The following is a 16,538-nucleotide window of genomic DNA, read 5'->3' on the forward strand; positions in this document are numbered from 1 at the left end:
GGCGGCGATCAGGCGGGTCCCCTCGATGCCGTCCGTCTCGGGCATGCGGATGTCCATGACGACCACGTCCGCGCGTGCGCTGCGCGCCAGTTCGTACGCCTCGCGGCCGGTGGCGGCCTCGCCGACCACCTCCATGTCCGGAGCCGACCCGATGAGCAGCGCGAACGCGCCGCGCACCAGGGCCTGGTCGTCGGCGAGCAGCACGCGGATCGGAGCGTCGTCGGTCATCCGCCGGTCTCCAGACCCTGGTTGAAGGGCAGTTCGGCCTCGACCGCGAAGCCCCGTCCGTGCGGGCCGGGACCGGCCGTCAGAGTGCCGGCGACACTGCGGGCCCGTTCCCGCATGCCCACCAGTCCGTACCCTGTGGTGCCGCTGGTCTCCGCGGACCGCCCGGGGCGGGGGCCGTCGTCCTCCACGGTCACCCGCAGCCGCCGGGCGTCGGCGGTCAGCCGCACCCGGACCCGGCAGCCGGGCGCGTGCCGCACGGCGTTGGTCAGCGCCTCCTGCACGATCCGGTAGGCGGCCACCCCGACGGGCGCCGGGACCTGCGGCGCAGTGGTGTAGTCGAGGCCGACCAGCGCGCCGGCCGCCTCCGCCGCCCGGGCCAGGGCGGCCAGCCCGTCCAGGCCCGGTACCGGCTCGCGCTCGCCGTCCGGCTCGTCGCCACGCAGCACCCGCAAGGTGGTGCGCAGTTCCGCGCGGGCCTCCCGGCAGGTGTCGGAGATCGTCTGCAACGTCTTCGCCAGGCCCTTTCCGTCGAGGAGTTCGGGGTCCTCGACCAGCACGTGCGCGGCGACCGACGCCTGCACACCGATCAGCGTGATGCTGTGGGCGAGCAGGTCATGGAGGTCGCGCGCGATGCGCATGCGTTCCTCCGCCACCCGCCGGGCGGCCTCTTCCTCACGCGTCCGCTCGGCGCGCTCCGCCCGCTGGACGATGGCGGCGACGTACTGGCGGTGGATGCGCACCGCGTCCCCGATCACCACGACCGCCAGGACCCAGCCCCCGTTGCGCAGGATGTCCCAGGCGGTGTTGGAATCGTCCTTCGCCAGCATGATGCCCATCATGAGCCCGATGGCCGCGGTGACGGTCGTGTACGTCCGCCATTGGGGGCCGCTCAGGGCCAGCGCGTACAGCGCCACCAGGCTGGCCGGTACCGCGGCGAGGTGGTTGTAGTCGGCCGTGTGGTAGACGGCCAGCACGGCGACGACCGCCAGCGCCGTGGCCATCGGGGCGCGCCGCCGCCCGGTCAGGAGCACGGCGCCGGCCGTCAGGAGCCCGAGGCCGACGGCGTCCGGCCGTACGCCGTCGGCCTCGTCCAGGACGACGGCCAGCACCGACTGCACGACCAGTACCGCGAGCGGGACCAGGATCTCCGACCTGGTGAGGGACGGCAGACGCCACGTGCGCGCGGTGGCCGACATCACGTCACGCCTTCCTTTCCCGGGGCCTGCCTGCGCCCGCCTCGTCCGACCGACCGGTGCCGAAGCCGAGGCCACGGTCATCGCCTCGTCTCATGTTCCCGTTCCGCCGGCCCGCGGGCTGCTCCGACGGCGCCGGAGCCGGGGCGGACTCCCTGCCCGGCCACCACAGGCGGCGGCCCAGCAGCAGGGCGGCGGCCGGTACCAGGAACGACCGGACGAGGAACGTGTCCAGCAGGACGCCCACCGCGATCACGAAGCCCAGCTCCACCATCGACACCAGCGGCAGCACGGTCAGCACGCTGAAGGTGGCGGCCAGCACCACGCCCGCCGAGGCGATGACACCGCCGGTGGCGGTGAGGGCCGGCAGCACCGCGCGTTCCTCACGCATCCGGTGGAGCAGGAAGATGCCGTAGTCGACGCCGAGGGCGACGAGGAAGACGAAGCTGAGCTGCGGCAGGGAGGGGTCGTTGCCGACGAAGCCGAAGAGCGGTCCGAAGACCAGTCCGCCCAGACCCAGCGCGGCCACCCAGACCACCACCACCGCGCCCAGCAGCACCAGGGGGGCCACCAGGCTGCGCAGCAGCAGGGCCAGCAGCAGGAAGACGGCGGCCAGCACCAGCGGGATGACCACCGTCTGGTCGCGTCCGGTGGTGTCGTCGGTGTCGATGCGCTGCGCGCTCTCGCCGCCCACCAGGCCCCGGTCGCCCAGGGTGGTGCGCAGCCGTTCGATGGTGGCGGTCTCCGCCGGGCTCTCCGGCTGGCCGACCGCGGTGACGCCGAGTTCCGTCCAGCCGCGCGCGCTGCGGCCGGTCGTCACCTCGGCCACTCCCGGGGTGCTCCGTGCCTCGGCGGCCACCGACCGGGCGTCCGGCGCGTGGGCGAGGACCGTGATCGGCTGGCTGCTCTGTCCGGGGAACGCGGCGGCCAGTTCCTGCATGGCGGTCACCGATTCGGGCCGCTGGGTGAAGGCGTCCTCCTGCCGCAGCCGGCCGGAGAGGTTCAGCGTGCCGAGCGCGAGCGCGCCCAGCACCACGAGTCCGGTCACCAGGGTCACCACGCGTCGCCGGGTGACCAGCGCGCCGATGCGGTGGTACATGCCGTGCCGGGCGGCCGGCCGGGTGCCGTAGTCCGGGACCAGCGGCCAGAACATCCGCCGTCCGAGCAGCACCAGCACCGCGGGCAGCAGCGTGGTCATGGCGGCGAGCGCGCAGAGCACCCCGACCGCGCCGGTCGGGCCGATGGCGCGGGTGCTGTTCATGTCGGCCAGCAGCAGCACGGTCAGGCCGGCGACCACGGTTCCCGCCGAGGTCGCCACCGCCGGCCCGGTGCGCCGCAAGGCGTGCAGCATGGCCTGGTAGGTGTGCTCGGTGGTGTGCAGTTCCTCGCGGTAGCGGGCGATGAGCAGCAGTGCGTAGTCGGTTCCCGCGCCGAAGACGAGTACGGTCATGACGGCGCTGCTCATCGTGTTGACGGTCAGTCCGGACAGCCGGGTCAGCAGATAGGCCACGGCCATCGCGGCGACGGCCGCCACCCCGGTGCACACCAGGGGCAGGAGCCACAGCAGCGGACTGCGGTAGGTGGCGATCAGCAGCACGGCCACCACGGCGACCGTGACGACGAGCAGCAGGCCGTCGATCGAGCCGTAGGTGTTGTCCATGTCGGCGGCGAGCGCGCCCGAGCCGCCCACCCGGACGGTGAGCCCGTCGTGCCGGTCCTGCGCCACCTGGGTGCGGACGTCGTCGACCACCTTCTTGCCGTCGCCGGCGCTCTGGGCGACCGACACCGGGATCATCAGGGTGCGGCCGTCCTTGCCCGCGATCGTCCGGGGCGCCGGGCCGACGAGGTCCAACTGCCGGTCCAGGGCGGCGGCCCGGTCCTGGGCCACCGTCCGGTCGGCCGCGGTCAGGCCGCCCGCCCGCTGGTAGACCAGCACCAGGTCGGTGGTTCCGCCGCCGGGCATGCCGTCCAGGATCCGGGCCACCTGGGTCGACTGGGCACTCGCCGGCAGATAGTCGACCTGCTGGTCGGTGGTCGCCCCGCCCAGCTTTCCGGCGAACGGCACGGCCAGCGCCACCAGCGCCACCCACAGGCCGATCACGGCCCAGGGAATCCAGATGTGTGAGCGGGATTGCACGGGCCGCCGGGTCTCGGTCGGCTTCCGCAGCCGCAGCCGCAGCCGCGGTCCGGGTCGCAACGTGTCCATGGCGTCCAGACTCCCGTCCTCCCTTCGCCGACACATCGAGCCGGCGGCGTAAAACGCCCTTACTCCCTAGGGCGCAGCGGCGACCGGTTACTCCCGCGGGAGTACGCCGGCGGGGGCCCGTCCGGCGGCGTCGAGGCCGCGGTCGGACCGCTGCTTCTGCCACGCGGACTGCCCGAGGCTGATCAGGCCGTGCTCATAGGCGTAGATGACCAGTTGCACCCGATCGCGCACGCCGAACTTCTCGCAGAGCCGCTGGACGTGTGACTTCACGGTGCTCTCGGCGACCACGAGGACCTTGGCGATCTCCTCGTTGTGACAGCCGCACACCAGGAGCTTGAAAACGTCGAACTCCCGGGAGGTGAGGCGGTCCAGTCCGCCCTCCTGGGAGCGTGTGACCGTGGGTCTTCGCGCGTGGGGGAGACCGGCTGACCGTTTCACTTGCTGTGCCGGGCGGGGGCGAGCGAGGTCAGTCCCGTGTCGATGAGCCGGGCTGCGCGTTGGACGTCGGCGCTCACCATGTCGTGCAACTGCTCGGGGGTCCGGACGCGGTTCAGGTGCCTGCGTAGCGCCTGGAACTGGATGGGCCACAGGGCGAGCAGGGCGGTTGCGGCGATCTGTGGTTCAGGGTCGTCCGGGCTCATCTCATGGCGCCGAGCCAGGACTTCGGCGGCTACGGCGACCTGCTGATCAACCATGTCGCGCTGGTAGGCACGCAGGGACGGGGTGGATCCGATCAGCATGCCGAAGCGCAGAAGCATGTTCTTCGCCTGGGCCAGGTCGTCCTGTTCGGTCAGCCAGGATGTGATGCCCGCCAGCTCGCCGGACAAGATCTTCAGCACGGCCTCGACAGGCGACAGATCCGGATCGGCCAGCGTGGTCCGCAGGGAGCCCAACGTGGCCTCGCCCAGGTCCAGGACGAGGGACTCCTTGGTGGGGAAGTAGTTGAACACGGTCTTCTCCGACACCCCGCAGGCTTCGGCGATCTCGGAGACACGCACGGCGTCAAAGCCCCGTTCCATGAACATCTCGGTGGCCGCGTCCGACAGCTGCCGCCGCAACAGCCGCTTCTTGCGCTCCCGTAGTCCCTCAGCGGCGGGTTCCGCGTCGCGACGGCGCAGGGCCGTCCAGTCCACAGTGCGCATGCTCATCGGTGCAGCGTAGTCCAGCCCCAACAAAATTTCTGTTGCTATAAATTTTCATTCACTGTAAGCATGTGCTGCGCTTGACGCCCATGCCCGAGGAGCCCGCCATGAGCACCATCCACATCGTCCGCGACTACCCCCACCCGCCGCAGAAGGTCTGGCGCGCCGTGACCGATCCAGAGCTGATCCCGCTATGGACGGCCACCGGCGCCGGCGCACGCCCGGAGGGCTTCACGGCCACGGCCGGCACCACGTTCAAGTTCATCGCGAAGCCGAAGCCGGGGTGGAGCGGCGTGGTGCTGTGCGAGGTGCTGGAGGCACGTGAGCCCTCGCTGCTGCGCTACTCCTGGCAGGACGAGGGCGGCGGCGAGGTAACGGAGGTCGCCTACCAACTCGCGCCGCACGGCCGCGGGACACGTTTCACCTACCACCACACCGGCTTCACCGGCATCGGGGGTTTCTTCATGGCCAAAATCCTCGGCACCGTCCGCACCAAGATGCTCACCAAGGGCCTGCCCGCCGCGCTGGACGACCTCGACGACGACGGCACCCTGCACCCGGACAAGCTGTGACAGAAACCCTCAGAGCCCGGCATGTTTGCCAGATCAGTGAAGTGCAGCCGTCATCGTGATCAGGGCCTGACTCACCGTACCCGACGACAACGTCACGCCGCCGACCTGCGGAAACACAAAAACCGGCGCCGTCGCCCAACTTTGAACGTTCCGGGAGAACGTCACGAACAGCAGCGATCAACTACACGACAAGCCCCCTGACCTGCGGCTTCACACACGAGGTCAGGGGGCGGAAATTTTCACACGTTGAAGCGGAACTCCACCACGTCGCCGTCCTGCATCACGTAGTCCTTGCCCTCCATGCGGGCCTTGCCCTTGGCGCGGGCCTCGGTGACCGAGCCGGTTTCGACCAGGTCCTCGAAGGAGATGACCTCGGCCTTGATGAAGCCCTTCTGGAAGTCGGTGTGGATGACACCGGCCGCCTCCGGGGCCGTCGCGCCCTTCTTGATGGTCCAGGCGCGGGATTCCTTGGGGCCGGCCGTGAGGTAGGTCTGCAGGCCGAGGGTGTTGAAGCCGACGCGGGCGAGGGTGGCGAGGCCGGGTTCCTCGGCGCCCACCGACTCCAGCAGCTCCAGGGCGTCCTCCTCGTCGAGTTCCGCGAGGTCCGCCTCCAGCTTGGCGTTGAGGAAGATCGCCTCCGCGGGGGCGACCAGGGCGCGCTGCTCGGTCTTGAAGTCCTCGTCGAGCAGTTCGTCCTCGTCGACGTTGAAGACGTAGAGGAACGGCTTGGTGGTGAGCAGGTGCAGGTCGTGGAGGAGCTCGGCGCGCTCGGAGCCCTGCACGATGCCGTGGCCGAAGAGCGTGTCGCCCTTCTCCAGGATCTCCTTCGCCTCCTCGACGGCCTTGACCTTGGGGGCCACGTCCTTCTTGATGCGCGACTCCTTCTGGAGGCGCGGCAGGACCTTCTCGATCGTCTGGAGGTCGGCGAGGATCAGCTCGGTGTTGATCGTCTCGATGTCGTCCTTCGGCGAGACCTTGCCGTCGACGTGTACGACGTTCTCGTCCTTGAAGGCGCGGATGACCTGGCAGATCGCGTCGGACTCACGGATGTTCGCGAGGAACTTGTTGCCCAGGCCCTCACCCTCGGAGGCGCCCCGCACGATGCCCGCGATGTCGACGAAGTCGACCGTGGCGGGCAGGATCCGCTGCGAGGCGAAGATCTCCGCCAGCTTGGCCAGCCGGGCGTCGGGGACGCCGACCACACCCACGTTGGGCTCGATCGTGGCGAACGGGTAGTTGGCCGCCAGCACGTCGTTCTTGGTCAGGGCGTTGAACAGGGTCGACTTGCCGACATTCGGCAGGCCGACGATTCCGATCGTGAGCGACACGTTGCGACTTCCCGTAGTGAGTGGGTGAGCGAGCCGGGGGGCTGCCGGTGCCGGCGGGCCGGCCGATCCACCAGTTTACGGGGTTCGGGGCCCCTCGCCGGCGGCCGCGTCGAACACGTGGACATGCTCTGTTCTTCGGCTTGGTTTCGGCGTGTCTGGTCTGCGGATGGGCACATTAACCGACCTAAGTTGGTGCGGTGGAGCATCACAGGACCCGACCCCGACAGCAAGGCCCGCGCCGTGGCGCCCCCCGCGCACCACTGCCGCCGCAGGCGAGACGGCGACCGGGGACGGCCGGGCGTCGGCCGGGTACGGGAAGGTCCCGTACGGCGCCGGTCGCGGCGTCCGGGCCGGTGCCGGGTCCACGGCTCACCAGCCTCGGCTGTGCCCTGTTCTGCGGGGCGACGATGTTCCTGCTCGGCTTCCTGGACGACCTGCTCCTCGGGGCGTCCCTGACCGTGTACGGCGTCCTCTTCCTGCCGGTCTCCGCGCTGACCGCGCTGTGGGTGCGCGGGAGCGATCTGCTGACCGCTCCCGTCGTCGCCCCGATCGCGTTCGCCGTCGGCCTGCTGGCCGTCGCCGACGGCAGCGGGTTCCTCGACAGTGTGATGGGCCTGGTGACGGCCCTGTCCACGCAGGCCGGCTGGCTCTACGGCGGAACCCTGGTCACCGCACTGATCGTGCTCGTCCGCCGGGCCCGGCTGCTCCGCCGCCGACGCAGGCCCTGAGGCGAGCCTTGGGGGAAGGCCGGGACGGGAGCAGCACGGACCGGGGGCGCGGCGGTCGGCCGGGGGCTACTTCGCGTGCTTCGCCGCGCGCATCGCCGCGCCCACGATTCCGGCGTTGTTCTGCAGCTGCGCCGGCACGATCTCGGCCTTGACGCCCTTGATGAAGGGCAGGAACTTGTCGGACTTGCGGCTGACCCCGCCGCCGATGATGAACAGCTCCGGCGAGAACAGCATCTCGACGTGCGCGAGGTACTTGGTGACCCGGTGCCCCCACTGCTCCCAGCTGAGGTCGTGGTCCTCCTTGGCCTTGCTGGAGGCCTTCTTCTCGGCGTCGTGCCCGTCCAGCTCCAGGTGGCCGAGCTCGGTGTTGGGGACCAGCTCGCCGTCGACGAACAGCGCGCTGCCGATGCCGGTGCCGAAGGTCAGCAGGAGTACGACGCCTGTGCGGCCCCGCCCGGCGCCGAACTCCATCTCGGCCACGCCCGCCGCGTCCGCGTCGTTGACCACGGTCACCGGGAGGCCGCCGAGCCGCTCGCTGAACAGCGTGCGCGCGTCGGTGTCGATCCAGCTCTTGTCGACGTTGGCCGCCGTGCGGATGTGGGTGCCGTCCGTGATCACGCCGGGGAAGGTGAGCCCGACCGGGCCGGTCCAGCCGAAGTGGTCGACGACCTGCCTGACCCCGTCGGCGACGCCGTCGGGCGTCGCCGGATGCGGGGTGAGCACCTTGCAGCGTTCCTGCGCCAGGTCGCCCTTTGCCAGGTCCACGGGAGCGCCCTTGATCCCTGAACCACCGATGTCCACACCGAAGATCTGCATGGCTCCACGTTACGTGGTACGACTGACAGTCACGACGCCGGACGGCCCGCGGTCACACTGTCGTACGGCCGGTTCTCAGGCCCCGGCGCCGGCGCCGCCGCGCTCGGTGACCAGGGCGGCCGCCTCTTCGCGCAGGTCACGGCGGAGTTCCTTGGGCAGCGAGAAGGTGATCGACTCCTCGGCCGCCTTGACGATCTCGACATCGCCGTAGCCGCGCTCGGCAAGCCACTCCAGGACCTGCTCGACCAGGACCTCCGGGACGGAGGCACCGGAGGTGACGCCGACCGTGGTGACGCCCTCCAGCCACGCCTCGTCGATCTCACTGGCGAAGTCGACCAGGTACGCGTCGCGCGAGCCGGCCAGCTTGGCGACCTCGACGAGCCGCTTGGAGTTGGAGGAGTTGCGGGAGCCGACCACGATGACGAGTTCGGCCTCGGCGCCCATCTGCTTCACGGCGAGCTGACGGTTCTGCGTGGCGTAGCAGATGTCGTCGCTGGGCGGCGAGATGAGCTGCGGGAACTTCTCCTTGAGGGCGTCGACGGTCTCCATCGTCTCGTCCACGCTCAACGTGGTCTGGGAGAGCCAGACGACCTTGGACTCGTCGCGGACCTCGACCTTGGCGACATCACCGGGGCCGTCGACCAGCTGGATGTGGTCGGGGGCCTCGCCGGAGGTGCCGATGACCTCCTCGTGGCCCTCGTGACCGATCAGGAGGATGTCGTAGTCCTCGTTCGCGAACCGGACGGCTTCCTTGTGGACCTTGGTGACCAGCGGGCAGGTGGCGTCGATGGTGGCGAGCCGGCCGCGCTCGGCCTCCTCGTGGACGACGGGCGCGACGCCGTGCGCGGAGAACATCACGATGTTCCCCGGTGGGACCTCCTCGGTCCGCTCGACGAAGATCGCGCCCTTCTTCTCCAGGGTCCGCACGACGTACTTGTTGTGGACGATCTCGTGTCGGACGTAGACCGGGGCCCCGTACTGCTCCAGGGCCCTCTCGACGGCGATCACGGCGCGGTCCACACCCGCGCAGTAGCCACGGGGGGCGGCGAGCAGGACACGGCGGCCAGACGAAGCAGTCATGGCACCCATCGTAAGGCCGCGTCCGGGGGGCGTTGATCGCGTCCGGGTGACGGTCCTGAGGAGAGAGCGGACCGGTTCGGGGCACGGCGGGAGGGCGGTCCTGTCGGTGGGCGCCGTTACGCTCGCCGCATGGCTTTGAACACGTCCGCCGAGACACCCGTGCCCGTCGGTGAGATCTCCCGGCTCATCGGCGGGTGGATCGACCGGCTCGGCGCGGTGTGGGTCGAGGGGCAGATCACCCAGCTGTCGCGGCGACCCGGTGCCGGGGTGGTGTTCCTGACGCTGCGCGACCCGTCGTACGACATCTCGATCGGCGTCACCTGTTTCCGGCAGGTGTTCGACACCGTCGCCGATGTCGTCGGGGAGGGCGCCCGGGTCGTCGTGCACGCGAAGCCGGAGTGGTACGCGCCGCGTGGACAGCTGTCGCTGCGGGCGGCCGAGATAAGGCCGGTCGGTGTCGGCGAGTTGCTGGCGCGGCTCGAGATGCTCAAGAAGGCGCTGGCCGCGGAGGGGTTGTTCGCCGCGGAGCGGAAGAAGCCGCTGCCGTTCCTTCCGCAGTTGATCGGGCTGGTGTGCGGGCGGGCCTCGGCCGCAGAGCGGGACGTGCTGGAGAACGCCCGGCACCGGTGGCCGGCGGTGCGGTTCGAGGTGCGGAACGTGCCGGTGCAGGGTGTGCACGCCGTGCCGCAGGTCGTGCAGGCCGTGAAGGAGCTGGACGCGATCGAGGCGGTCGATGTGATCATCGTCGCGCGCGGGGGCGGCAGCGTGGAGGATCTGCTGCCGTTCTCCGACGAGCAGTTGGTGCGCGCGGTGGCCGAGTGCCGTACGCCCGTGGTGTCCGCCATCGGGCACGAGCCCGACACCCCGCTCCTCGACTACGTCGCCGACCTGCGCGCCTCGACGCCCACCGACGCGGCGAAGAAGGTCGTACCGGACGTGGGTGAGGAGCTGGAGCGGGTGCGGATGCTGCGGGACCGGGCCCGGCGGTGCGTCGACGGGGTGGTGGCGCGGGAGGAGCGGGGGCTGGCCCACACGCTGGCGCGGCCGGCCATGGAGGATCCGCACCGGATGCTCGACGAGCGGGCCGATCACGTCGCCGCGCTGGTCGACCGTGCGCGGCGCACCCTGCGGCATCTGCTCGACCGCGCCGACTCGGAGCTGACGCACACGCACGCGCGCGTGGTGTCCCTCTCCCCCGCCGCCACCCTGGAGCGCGGTTACGCCGTGCTGCAGAAGGGCGACGGGAAGGTGGTGCGCGACAGCGGGCAGGTCGAGCCGGGCGAGGCGCTGCGGGCGCGGGTCGCCGAGGGCGATTTCATGGTGCGGGTGGAGGGCTAGCTCCGTGTCGTACGGGCGCATGTCGTACAGGTCGATGAGAAAGGCACGTGCATGACCGGCAGGACCGAAGAGGCGCTCTCCTACGAGCAGGCGCGGGACGAGTTGATCGACGTCGTACGGCGGCTGGAGGCCGGCGGGACGAGCCTGGAGGAGTCGCTCGCGCTCTGGGAGCGGGGTGAGGAGCTGGCCAAGGTGTGCAGGCGGTGGCTGGAGGGGGCGCGGGCCCGGCTGGACGCGGCGCTGGCCGAGGAGGAAGAGGAAGAGGAGGAGGGCGGGAGCGAGTAGAGGGTGGGACGGGTGGCGGATGTGAGGAGGGTCACCGCGATCCGGCCTTTGTTGAACCTTGAACCTTCTTTCGCTATGGTCGCACCGACAAGCTATCCGGACCGTGGTCCGGATTCCGTGCCGGCCCCCTCGACCGGGATGCGACCTCCAGGAAGTTGACCATGTCTCTCGTTCTCGACCCCGCCGCTCAGGACCTGCTGTTCCGTGAGGCCCGCACCGCCAACACCTTCACCGACGAGCCGGTGACCGACGAGCAGGTCCAGGCGATCTACGACCTGGTCAAGTTCGGCCCGACCTCCATGAACCAGTCGCCGCTGCGCGTCGTCCTGGTCCGCTCGCCCGAGGCCCGTGAGCGCCTGGTGCAGCACATGTCCGAGGGCAACCAGAAGAAGACCGCCGCCGCCCCGCTGGTCGCGATCCTCGCCGCGGACAACGAGTTCCACGAGGAGCTGCCGCAGCTCTTCCCGCACTTCCCGCAGGCCAAGGACATGTTCGCCGCCAGCCGGGAGAACCGGGAGAAGAACGCCACCCTGAACGCCGCGCTCCAGGCCGCGTACTTCATCATCGGCGTCCGCGCCGCCGGCCTCGCCGCCGGCCCGATGACCGGCCTGGACCTCGCGGCCGTCCAGAAGGAGTTCCTGGACGACGACCACACCCCGCTGATGGTCGTCAACATCGGCAAGCCGGGCCCGGACGCCTGGTTCCCGCGCGGCCCGCGCCTGGCCTACGACGACGTCGTCACGACCGTCTGAGCAGCAGCCCCCATGCGGAAGAGGCCCCCGGCGACGCCGGGGGCCTCTTCCGTTCACACGCGCGGGAGAGCCGCCTACACAGGCCCGGGAGAGCCGCCTCAGGACGTCTTCAGCGCCGCGGCCATCTTCGTCAGCTGGGCGAAGGACGCCGTGCCGGCCACCACCGTCGTCGAACCGCGGGTGCCGTCGAGGACCAGCGCGTCGTAGCGGCCGCCCGTGTAGTGCGTCCAGGTGCGGTCGCCGATCTTCTCGGCCGTCCTCGTGGCCGTCGCGCCCTGGCTCGCGTCGGCGATGAAGTCGGCCGGCTTCTGAGTGGACTGTTCGATCTGGACGTACTGACCGTCGGGGGTCTGGTACCCGAGGTGCCAGCGGTCGCCGTCCTGGCCCTGGAACCGCACCGACGTGGCCTTCCAGGTATTCGGCAGACCCTCGGGCGCCGCGACCGGGTAGCTCGCGGCGCGGCGCGCCGTCAGCAGCTCGACCCGGTAGTCCACCCTCGGAAGGTCGGGAGCGTGATCGTCGTGCGGGACGAGAAGATAGATGAAGCCCGCCGCGAGGCCGATCAGGGCCAGGGAGAGAATCATGTCCCGGACCGTCTTCTGCTTGCCGTTCGTGCCTGCCACGCCCTCTATGGTCGCAGGTGCCCCTTGCGCTCATCCGTGGGGTCCCCTGCTCATTTTGTCAGCCTGGCGATAGAGTCGACGGGAAACCCTCATCCGGCCGTCGTCGTATCAGAAAGGTGCGCTCCGATGACCGAGAATCATCATCACCTGCCGTCCGAGCTCGATGTCCCCTCCGAGGCCCCCGACCGCAACCTCGCCCTGGAGCTCGTCCGGGTCACCGAGGCCGCCGCGATGGCGGCGGGGCGCTGGGTGGGCCGCGGCGACAAGAACGGCGCCGACGGCGCCGCGGTCCGCGCGATGCGCACCCTCGTCTCCACCGTGTCGATGAACGGCGTGGTCGTCATCGGCGAGGGCGAGAAGGACGAGGCCCCGATGCTCTTCAACGGGGAGCACGTCGGGGACGGCACCGGGCCCGAGGTCGACATCGCCGTCGACCCGATCGACGGGACGACGCTGACCGCCAAGGGCATGCCCAACGCGATCTCCGTGCTGGCCGCCGCCGAGCGCGGGGCCATGTTCGACCCGTCCGCCGTGTTCTACATGGACAAGCTGGTCACGGGCCCGGACGCGGCGGACTTCGTCGACATCAACGCGCCCGTCTCCGTCAACATCCGCCGGGTCGCCAAGGCGAAACGGTCCTCGCCGGAGGGCGTGACCGTGGTCATCCTGGACCGGCCGCGGCACGAAGGGATCATCAAGGAGATCCGGGAGGCCGGCGCGCGCATCAAGCTGATCTCCGACGGTGACGTCGCCGGGTCGATCTACGCGCTGCGCGAGGGCACGGGCGTGGACATGCTGCTCGGGATCGGCGGTACCCCCGAGGGCATCATCTCGGCGTGCGCGGTGAAGTGCCTGGGCGGGACGATCCAGGGCAAGCTGTGGCCCAAGGACGACGAGGAGCGGCAGCGGGCGATCGACGCCGGGCACGACCTGGACCGGGTGCTGACCACCGAGGACCTGGTGACCGGGGAGAACGTGTTCTTCGTGGCCACCGGCATCACCGACGGCGAGCTGCTGCGGGGCGTGCGGTACCGGTCGGAGACCGCGCTGACCGAGTCGATCGTGATGCGGTCCAAGTCGGGGACGGTGCGGCGGATCGACTCCGAGCACCGGCTGCGCAAACTGCGGGCCTACAGCACGATCGATTTCGACAAGGCGAAGTAACGCGTCACGCAGTTCCCCGCGCCCCTTCAGGGCACTGAGAAGGCGCCCTCTGTGCGGAGAGGGCGCCTTTTCGTCAGCCTGCCTGGGCTATGCGGTTCGCCGCCGTCGCTCGTGCCGCCTTCTTCAGTTCCATGTCGCGGCGCCTGCGCCTGGCCAGCACCACCCGGCGTTCCGCTGCCGTGAGGCCGCCCCAGACGCCGTAGGGCTCCGGCTGGAGCAGGGCGTGTTCACGGCACTCGACCATGACCGGACAGCGGGCGCAGACCCGCTTGGCCGCCTCCTCCCGGGACAGCCGGGCGGCGGTGGGTTCCTTGGAGGGGGCGAAGAACAGGCCTGCCTCGTCGCGCCGGCACACCGCCTCGGTGTGCCAGGGTGCGTCTTGGTCCCTGTCCCGCACTGGCACCCGCTGGGCCGGAACGGCAGCTACCTGCAGGGACGAATGCGGCGGTTGCAGCACGGGTCTACTCCTGACGACGGCTTCGCGAGCGAGAGACGATGCAGCAAGGCCTACCCGCTGTGCGCGGGCCTATGCACAGCGTCCTCAACAGCCCTGGCGCGGCGGCTTGTTCACGACGCCGGGCACCGCCGGACCGACACCGATTCGCGACCGTCAACGGTCCAGGTGTTTGCGCAACTTCCTGTCGACCTTGTCGTGCACCCGGTCCAGGATGTCCTCGATGAACTTCCCGCGCTTCGGCCGCGCCTCCACGTTCCCGAAGACGGCCCACCCGTCGACGTAGACGACCGGCGCGTCCGGGTCGACCGAATCCAGCGTGTCGGCCTCGAAGTTGCCCAGCACACCGCCGCCGGTGCCGCGCAGCGACACGTTCTCCGGGACCCTGATCTGCACGTCGCCGAAGACCGAGAACGCCTTGATGACGACCTGCTGGTACTCGAAGATCGCCTCCGTGAGGTCGATCTCGACGGAGCCGAACACCGCGTACGCGTGCAGCCGGCGGCCGGGCCGCCAGCGGCCGCGACGGCGGGCGCTGCTGAAGACGGCCACCACATTGCTGTCCGCCTCGACGGGGATCGCGCCGGGCGTCGGGCGGGGCGGCACCGGCGTGTAGCCCGGGGCGGCCGGGCGCGCGTGGGCCGCGGGCAGATCCCGTATGAAGACCTCCAGCTCTCCCACCGTCTTGGCGTTCAGCACCCCCTCCACGCGTTCGGCGTGCTCGTCGGCGGTCAGGCGCCCCTCGGCGAGCGCCTCCCGCAGGATGTCGGCGATGCGGTCGCGGTCGGCGTCCGAGGCGCGCAGCTCGGCGACCGGCGCTCCGGTGTGCCCCTGAACGGTCTGCTTCTGAAGGTCCACGGCAGCAGCGTACCGAAACGCGATAGATCGCGACTAGGGGTCGGAGCCGTCCGGGCGTGTCGAACTGAGCCTTACCTCACAGGTTCCGTGTCGGCGGCAGGTTCTACGCTGGACAGCGCCCGCCAGCGTCGGCGGGCGGCCGTCCGTCAGAGTGAGGAATGGGCTGAGATGCCTGAGTTCGCGTACACCGATCTGCTCCCCCAGGGCGAGGACACCACGCCGTACCGGCTGGTGACCTCCGAGGGTGTGTCCACCGTCGAGGGACCGGACGGGCGGACGTTCCTCAAGGTGGAGCCGGAGGCGCTGCGCAAGCTCGCCGCGGAGGCGATCCACGACATCCAGCACTACCTGCGCCCCGCCCACCTCGCCCAGCTGCGCAGGATCATCGACGACCCGGAGGCGTCGGGCAACGACAAGTTCGTCGCGCTCGACCTCCTGAAGAACGCGAACATCGCGGCGGCCGGCGTGCTGCCCATGTGCCAGGACACCGGCACGGCGATCGTGATGGGCAAGCGCGGCCAGAACGTGCTGACCGAGGGCGGCGACGAGGCGGCGCTGAGCCGCGGCATCTACGACGCGTACCTCAACCTCAACCTGCGCTACTCCCAGATGGCTCCGCTCACCATGTGGGAGGAGAAGAACACCGGCTCCAACCTGCCGGCCCAGATCGAGCTGTACGCCACCGACGGCGGCGCCTACAAGTTCCTCTTCATGGCGAAGGGCGGCGGCTCGGCCAACAAGTCGTTCCTGTACCAGGAGACGAAGGCCGTCCTGAACGAGGCCTCCATGATGAAGTTCCTGGAGGAGAAGATCCGTTCGCTGGGTACGGCCGCCTGCCCGCCGTACCACCTGGCGATCGTCGTCGGCGGTACGTCCGCCGAGTTCGCGCTGAAGACCGCGAAGTACGCCTCCGCGCACTACCTGGACGAGATCCCGGCCGAGGGCTCGGAGCTCGGGCACGGCTTCCGGGACAAGGACCTGGAGCAGAAGGTCTTCGAGCTGACGCAGAAGATCGGCATCGGCGCGCAGTTCGGCGGCAAGTACTTCTGCCACGACGTGCGTGTGGTGCGGCTGCCCCGGCACGGCGCGTCCTGCCCGGTCGCCATCGCCGTGTCCTGCTCCGCGGACCGCCAGGCCGTCGCGAAGATCACCGCCGAGGGCGTCTTCCTGGAGCAGCTGGAGACGGACCCGGCGCGGTTCCTCCCGGAGACCACCGACGAGCATCTCGACGAGTCGTCGGACGTCGTCAAGATCGACCTGAACCAGCCGATGGACACGATCCTCGCCGAGCTGACCAAGTACCCGGTCAAGACCCGGCTCTCGCTCACCGGCCCGCTGGTCGTCGCCCGGGACATCGCGCACGCCAAGATCAAGGAGCGGCTGGACGCGGGCGAGGAGATGCCGCAGTACCTGAAGGACCACCCGGTGTACTACGCCGGCCCGGCCAAGACCCCCGAGGGCTACGCGTCCGGTTCCTTCGGCCCGACCACGGCCGGCCGCATGGACTCCTACGTCGAGCAGTTCCAGGCGGCGGGCGGCTCCAAGGTGATGCTCGCCAAGGGCAACCGCAGCAAGCAGGTCACCGACGCCTGCGCCGGCCACGGCGGCTTCTACCTGGGCTCCATCGGCGGCCCGGCCGCCCGGCTCGCCCAGGACTGCATCAAGAAGGTCGAGGTAGAACACGCCGGTGGTCACCGTCGCTCTGGGAGAGGCCGAGCTTGAGGAAGATGTTGCTGACGTGCTTCTCGACGGCTCCGTCGCTGACGACCAG

Annotated in this window: 17 protein-coding genes and 1 pseudogene; 7 read left to right on the forward strand and 11 right to left on the reverse strand. The window is 70.2% G+C overall.

The window, feature by feature from the left end; translation table 11 throughout:
• The 5 genes from ABZ646_RS20940 to ABZ646_RS20960 all read right to left on the reverse strand — a co-directional run.
• On the reverse strand, positions 1-228 hold a 228-nt coding region (locus ABZ646_RS20940; protein ID WP_360520783.1), incomplete at its 3' end, for a response regulator transcription factor.
• Entirely contained in the window at positions 225-1,424 is a 1,200-nt protein-coding gene (locus ABZ646_RS20945; protein WP_360520786.1) for a histidine kinase, read from the reverse strand. The genes ABZ646_RS20940 and ABZ646_RS20945, both read right to left, overlap by 4 nt.
• A 4-nt stretch (positions 1,425-1,428) precedes the next feature.
• Entirely contained in the window at positions 1,429-3,627 is a 2,199-nt protein-coding gene (locus ABZ646_RS20950; protein WP_360520790.1) for an MMPL family transporter, read from the reverse strand.
• A gap of 87 nt (positions 3,628-3,714) precedes the next feature.
• Positions 3,715-4,065, reverse strand: a complete 351-nt coding sequence (locus tag ABZ646_RS20955) for a helix-turn-helix transcriptional regulator (protein ID WP_360520793.1) — start codon at positions 4,063-4,065, stop codon at positions 3,715-3,717.
• On the reverse strand, positions 4,062-4,775 hold the full coding sequence (locus tag ABZ646_RS20960) for a TetR family transcriptional regulator (protein WP_360520796.1): 714 nt from the start codon (positions 4,773-4,775) through the stop codon (positions 4,062-4,064). The genes ABZ646_RS20955 and ABZ646_RS20960 overlap by 4 nt, the downstream gene beginning before the upstream one ends.
• Before the next feature lie 101 nt (positions 4,776-4,876).
• Between ABZ646_RS20960 and ABZ646_RS20965 the strand changes: the two genes are divergently transcribed.
• Entirely contained in the window at positions 4,877-5,341 is a 465-nt protein-coding gene (locus tag ABZ646_RS20965; protein ID WP_360520799.1) for an SRPBCC domain-containing protein, read from the forward strand.
• Between the two features lie 239 nt (positions 5,342-5,580).
• On the opposite strand, the gene ychF is transcribed toward ABZ646_RS20965, so the two are convergent.
• Positions 5,581-6,669: a redox-regulated ATPase YchF gene (ychF, locus tag ABZ646_RS20970; RefSeq protein WP_360520802.1), complete on the reverse strand. Its 1,089-nt coding sequence runs from the start codon at positions 6,667-6,669 to the stop codon at positions 5,581-5,583.
• Between the two features lie 353 nt (positions 6,670-7,022).
• Between ychF and ABZ646_RS20975 the strand changes: the two genes are divergently transcribed.
• Positions 7,023-7,397, forward strand: a complete 375-nt coding sequence (locus tag ABZ646_RS20975) for a DUF6542 domain-containing protein (RefSeq protein ID WP_360520805.1) — start codon at positions 7,023-7,025, stop codon at positions 7,395-7,397.
• 66 nt (positions 7,398-7,463) lie between these two features.
• Here the strand turns inward: ABZ646_RS20975 and ppgK are convergent, their stop codons facing one another.
• Together ppgK and ABZ646_RS20985 are read right to left on the reverse strand one after the other, a co-directional pair.
• Complete coding sequence (ppgK, locus tag ABZ646_RS20980; protein ID WP_360520808.1) at positions 7,464-8,213, reverse strand: polyphosphate--glucose phosphotransferase; 750 nt, start codon at positions 8,211-8,213, stop codon at positions 7,464-7,466.
• Between the two features lie 75 nt (positions 8,214-8,288).
• Positions 8,289-9,302, reverse strand: coding sequence for a 4-hydroxy-3-methylbut-2-enyl diphosphate reductase (locus ABZ646_RS20985; RefSeq protein ID WP_360520811.1), 1,014 nt, complete (start codon positions 9,300-9,302; stop codon positions 8,289-8,291).
• Between the two features lie 120 nt (positions 9,303-9,422).
• On the opposite strand from ABZ646_RS20985, the gene xseA reads away from it, so the two are divergent.
• The 3 genes from xseA (at position 9,423) to ABZ646_RS21000 (ending at position 11,668) form a co-directional block, all read left to right on the forward strand.
• Positions 9,423-10,631 (forward strand): exodeoxyribonuclease VII large subunit, encoded by a 1,209-nt coding sequence (gene xseA / locus ABZ646_RS20990; protein WP_360520814.1) that lies wholly within the window; start codon positions 9,423-9,425, stop codon positions 10,629-10,631.
• 51 nt (positions 10,632-10,682) lie between these two features.
• Positions 10,683-10,916 (forward strand): exodeoxyribonuclease VII small subunit, encoded by a 234-nt coding sequence (locus ABZ646_RS20995; protein ID WP_360520817.1) that lies wholly within the window; start codon positions 10,683-10,685, stop codon positions 10,914-10,916.
• A 161-nt stretch (positions 10,917-11,077) separates the two neighbouring features.
• Positions 11,078-11,668 (forward strand): malonic semialdehyde reductase, encoded by a 591-nt coding sequence (locus ABZ646_RS21000; protein ID WP_360520820.1) that lies wholly within the window; start codon positions 11,078-11,080, stop codon positions 11,666-11,668.
• A 98-nt stretch (positions 11,669-11,766) separates the two neighbouring features.
• Here ABZ646_RS21000 and ABZ646_RS21005 read toward each other — a convergent pair whose 3' ends face one another.
• Positions 11,767-12,291 carry a DUF4245 domain-containing protein gene (locus tag ABZ646_RS21005; protein ID WP_360520823.1) on the reverse strand — a complete coding sequence of 175 codons (525 nt, stop codon included), beginning with the start codon at positions 12,289-12,291 and terminating at the stop codon, positions 11,767-11,769.
• Positions 12,292-12,417: 126 nt separating this feature from the next.
• Here ABZ646_RS21005 and glpX point away from each other — a divergent pair, with 126 nt between their 5' ends.
• Positions 12,418-13,455, forward strand: coding sequence for a class II fructose-bisphosphatase (gene glpX, locus ABZ646_RS21010; RefSeq protein WP_360520826.1), 1,038 nt, complete (start codon positions 12,418-12,420; stop codon positions 13,453-13,455).
• 73 nt (positions 13,456-13,528) lie between these two features.
• Here glpX and ABZ646_RS21015 read toward each other — a convergent pair whose 3' ends face one another.
• Both ABZ646_RS21015 and ABZ646_RS21020 read right to left on the reverse strand, forming a co-directional pair.
• Complete coding sequence (locus tag ABZ646_RS21015; protein WP_350781383.1) at positions 13,529-13,912, reverse strand: WhiB family transcriptional regulator; 384 nt, start codon at positions 13,910-13,912, stop codon at positions 13,529-13,531.
• Between the two features lie 153 nt (positions 13,913-14,065).
• Positions 14,066-14,767 (reverse strand): DUF1707 domain-containing protein, encoded by a 702-nt coding sequence (locus tag ABZ646_RS21020; RefSeq protein WP_360520830.1) that lies wholly within the window; start codon positions 14,765-14,767, stop codon positions 14,066-14,068.
• 168 nt (positions 14,768-14,935) lie between these two features.
• On the opposite strand from ABZ646_RS21020, the pseudogene ABZ646_RS21025 reads away from it, so the two are divergent.
• A pseudogene (locus ABZ646_RS21025) lies at positions 14,936-16,384 on the forward strand (fumarate hydratase); the annotation flags it as partial.
• Positions 16,385-16,538: the final 154 nt, after the last annotated feature.

The sequence above is a fragment of the Streptomyces sp. NPDC007162 genome, assembly GCF_040634175.1.
Lineage (GTDB): Bacteria > Actinomycetota > Actinomycetes > Streptomycetales > Streptomycetaceae > Streptomyces.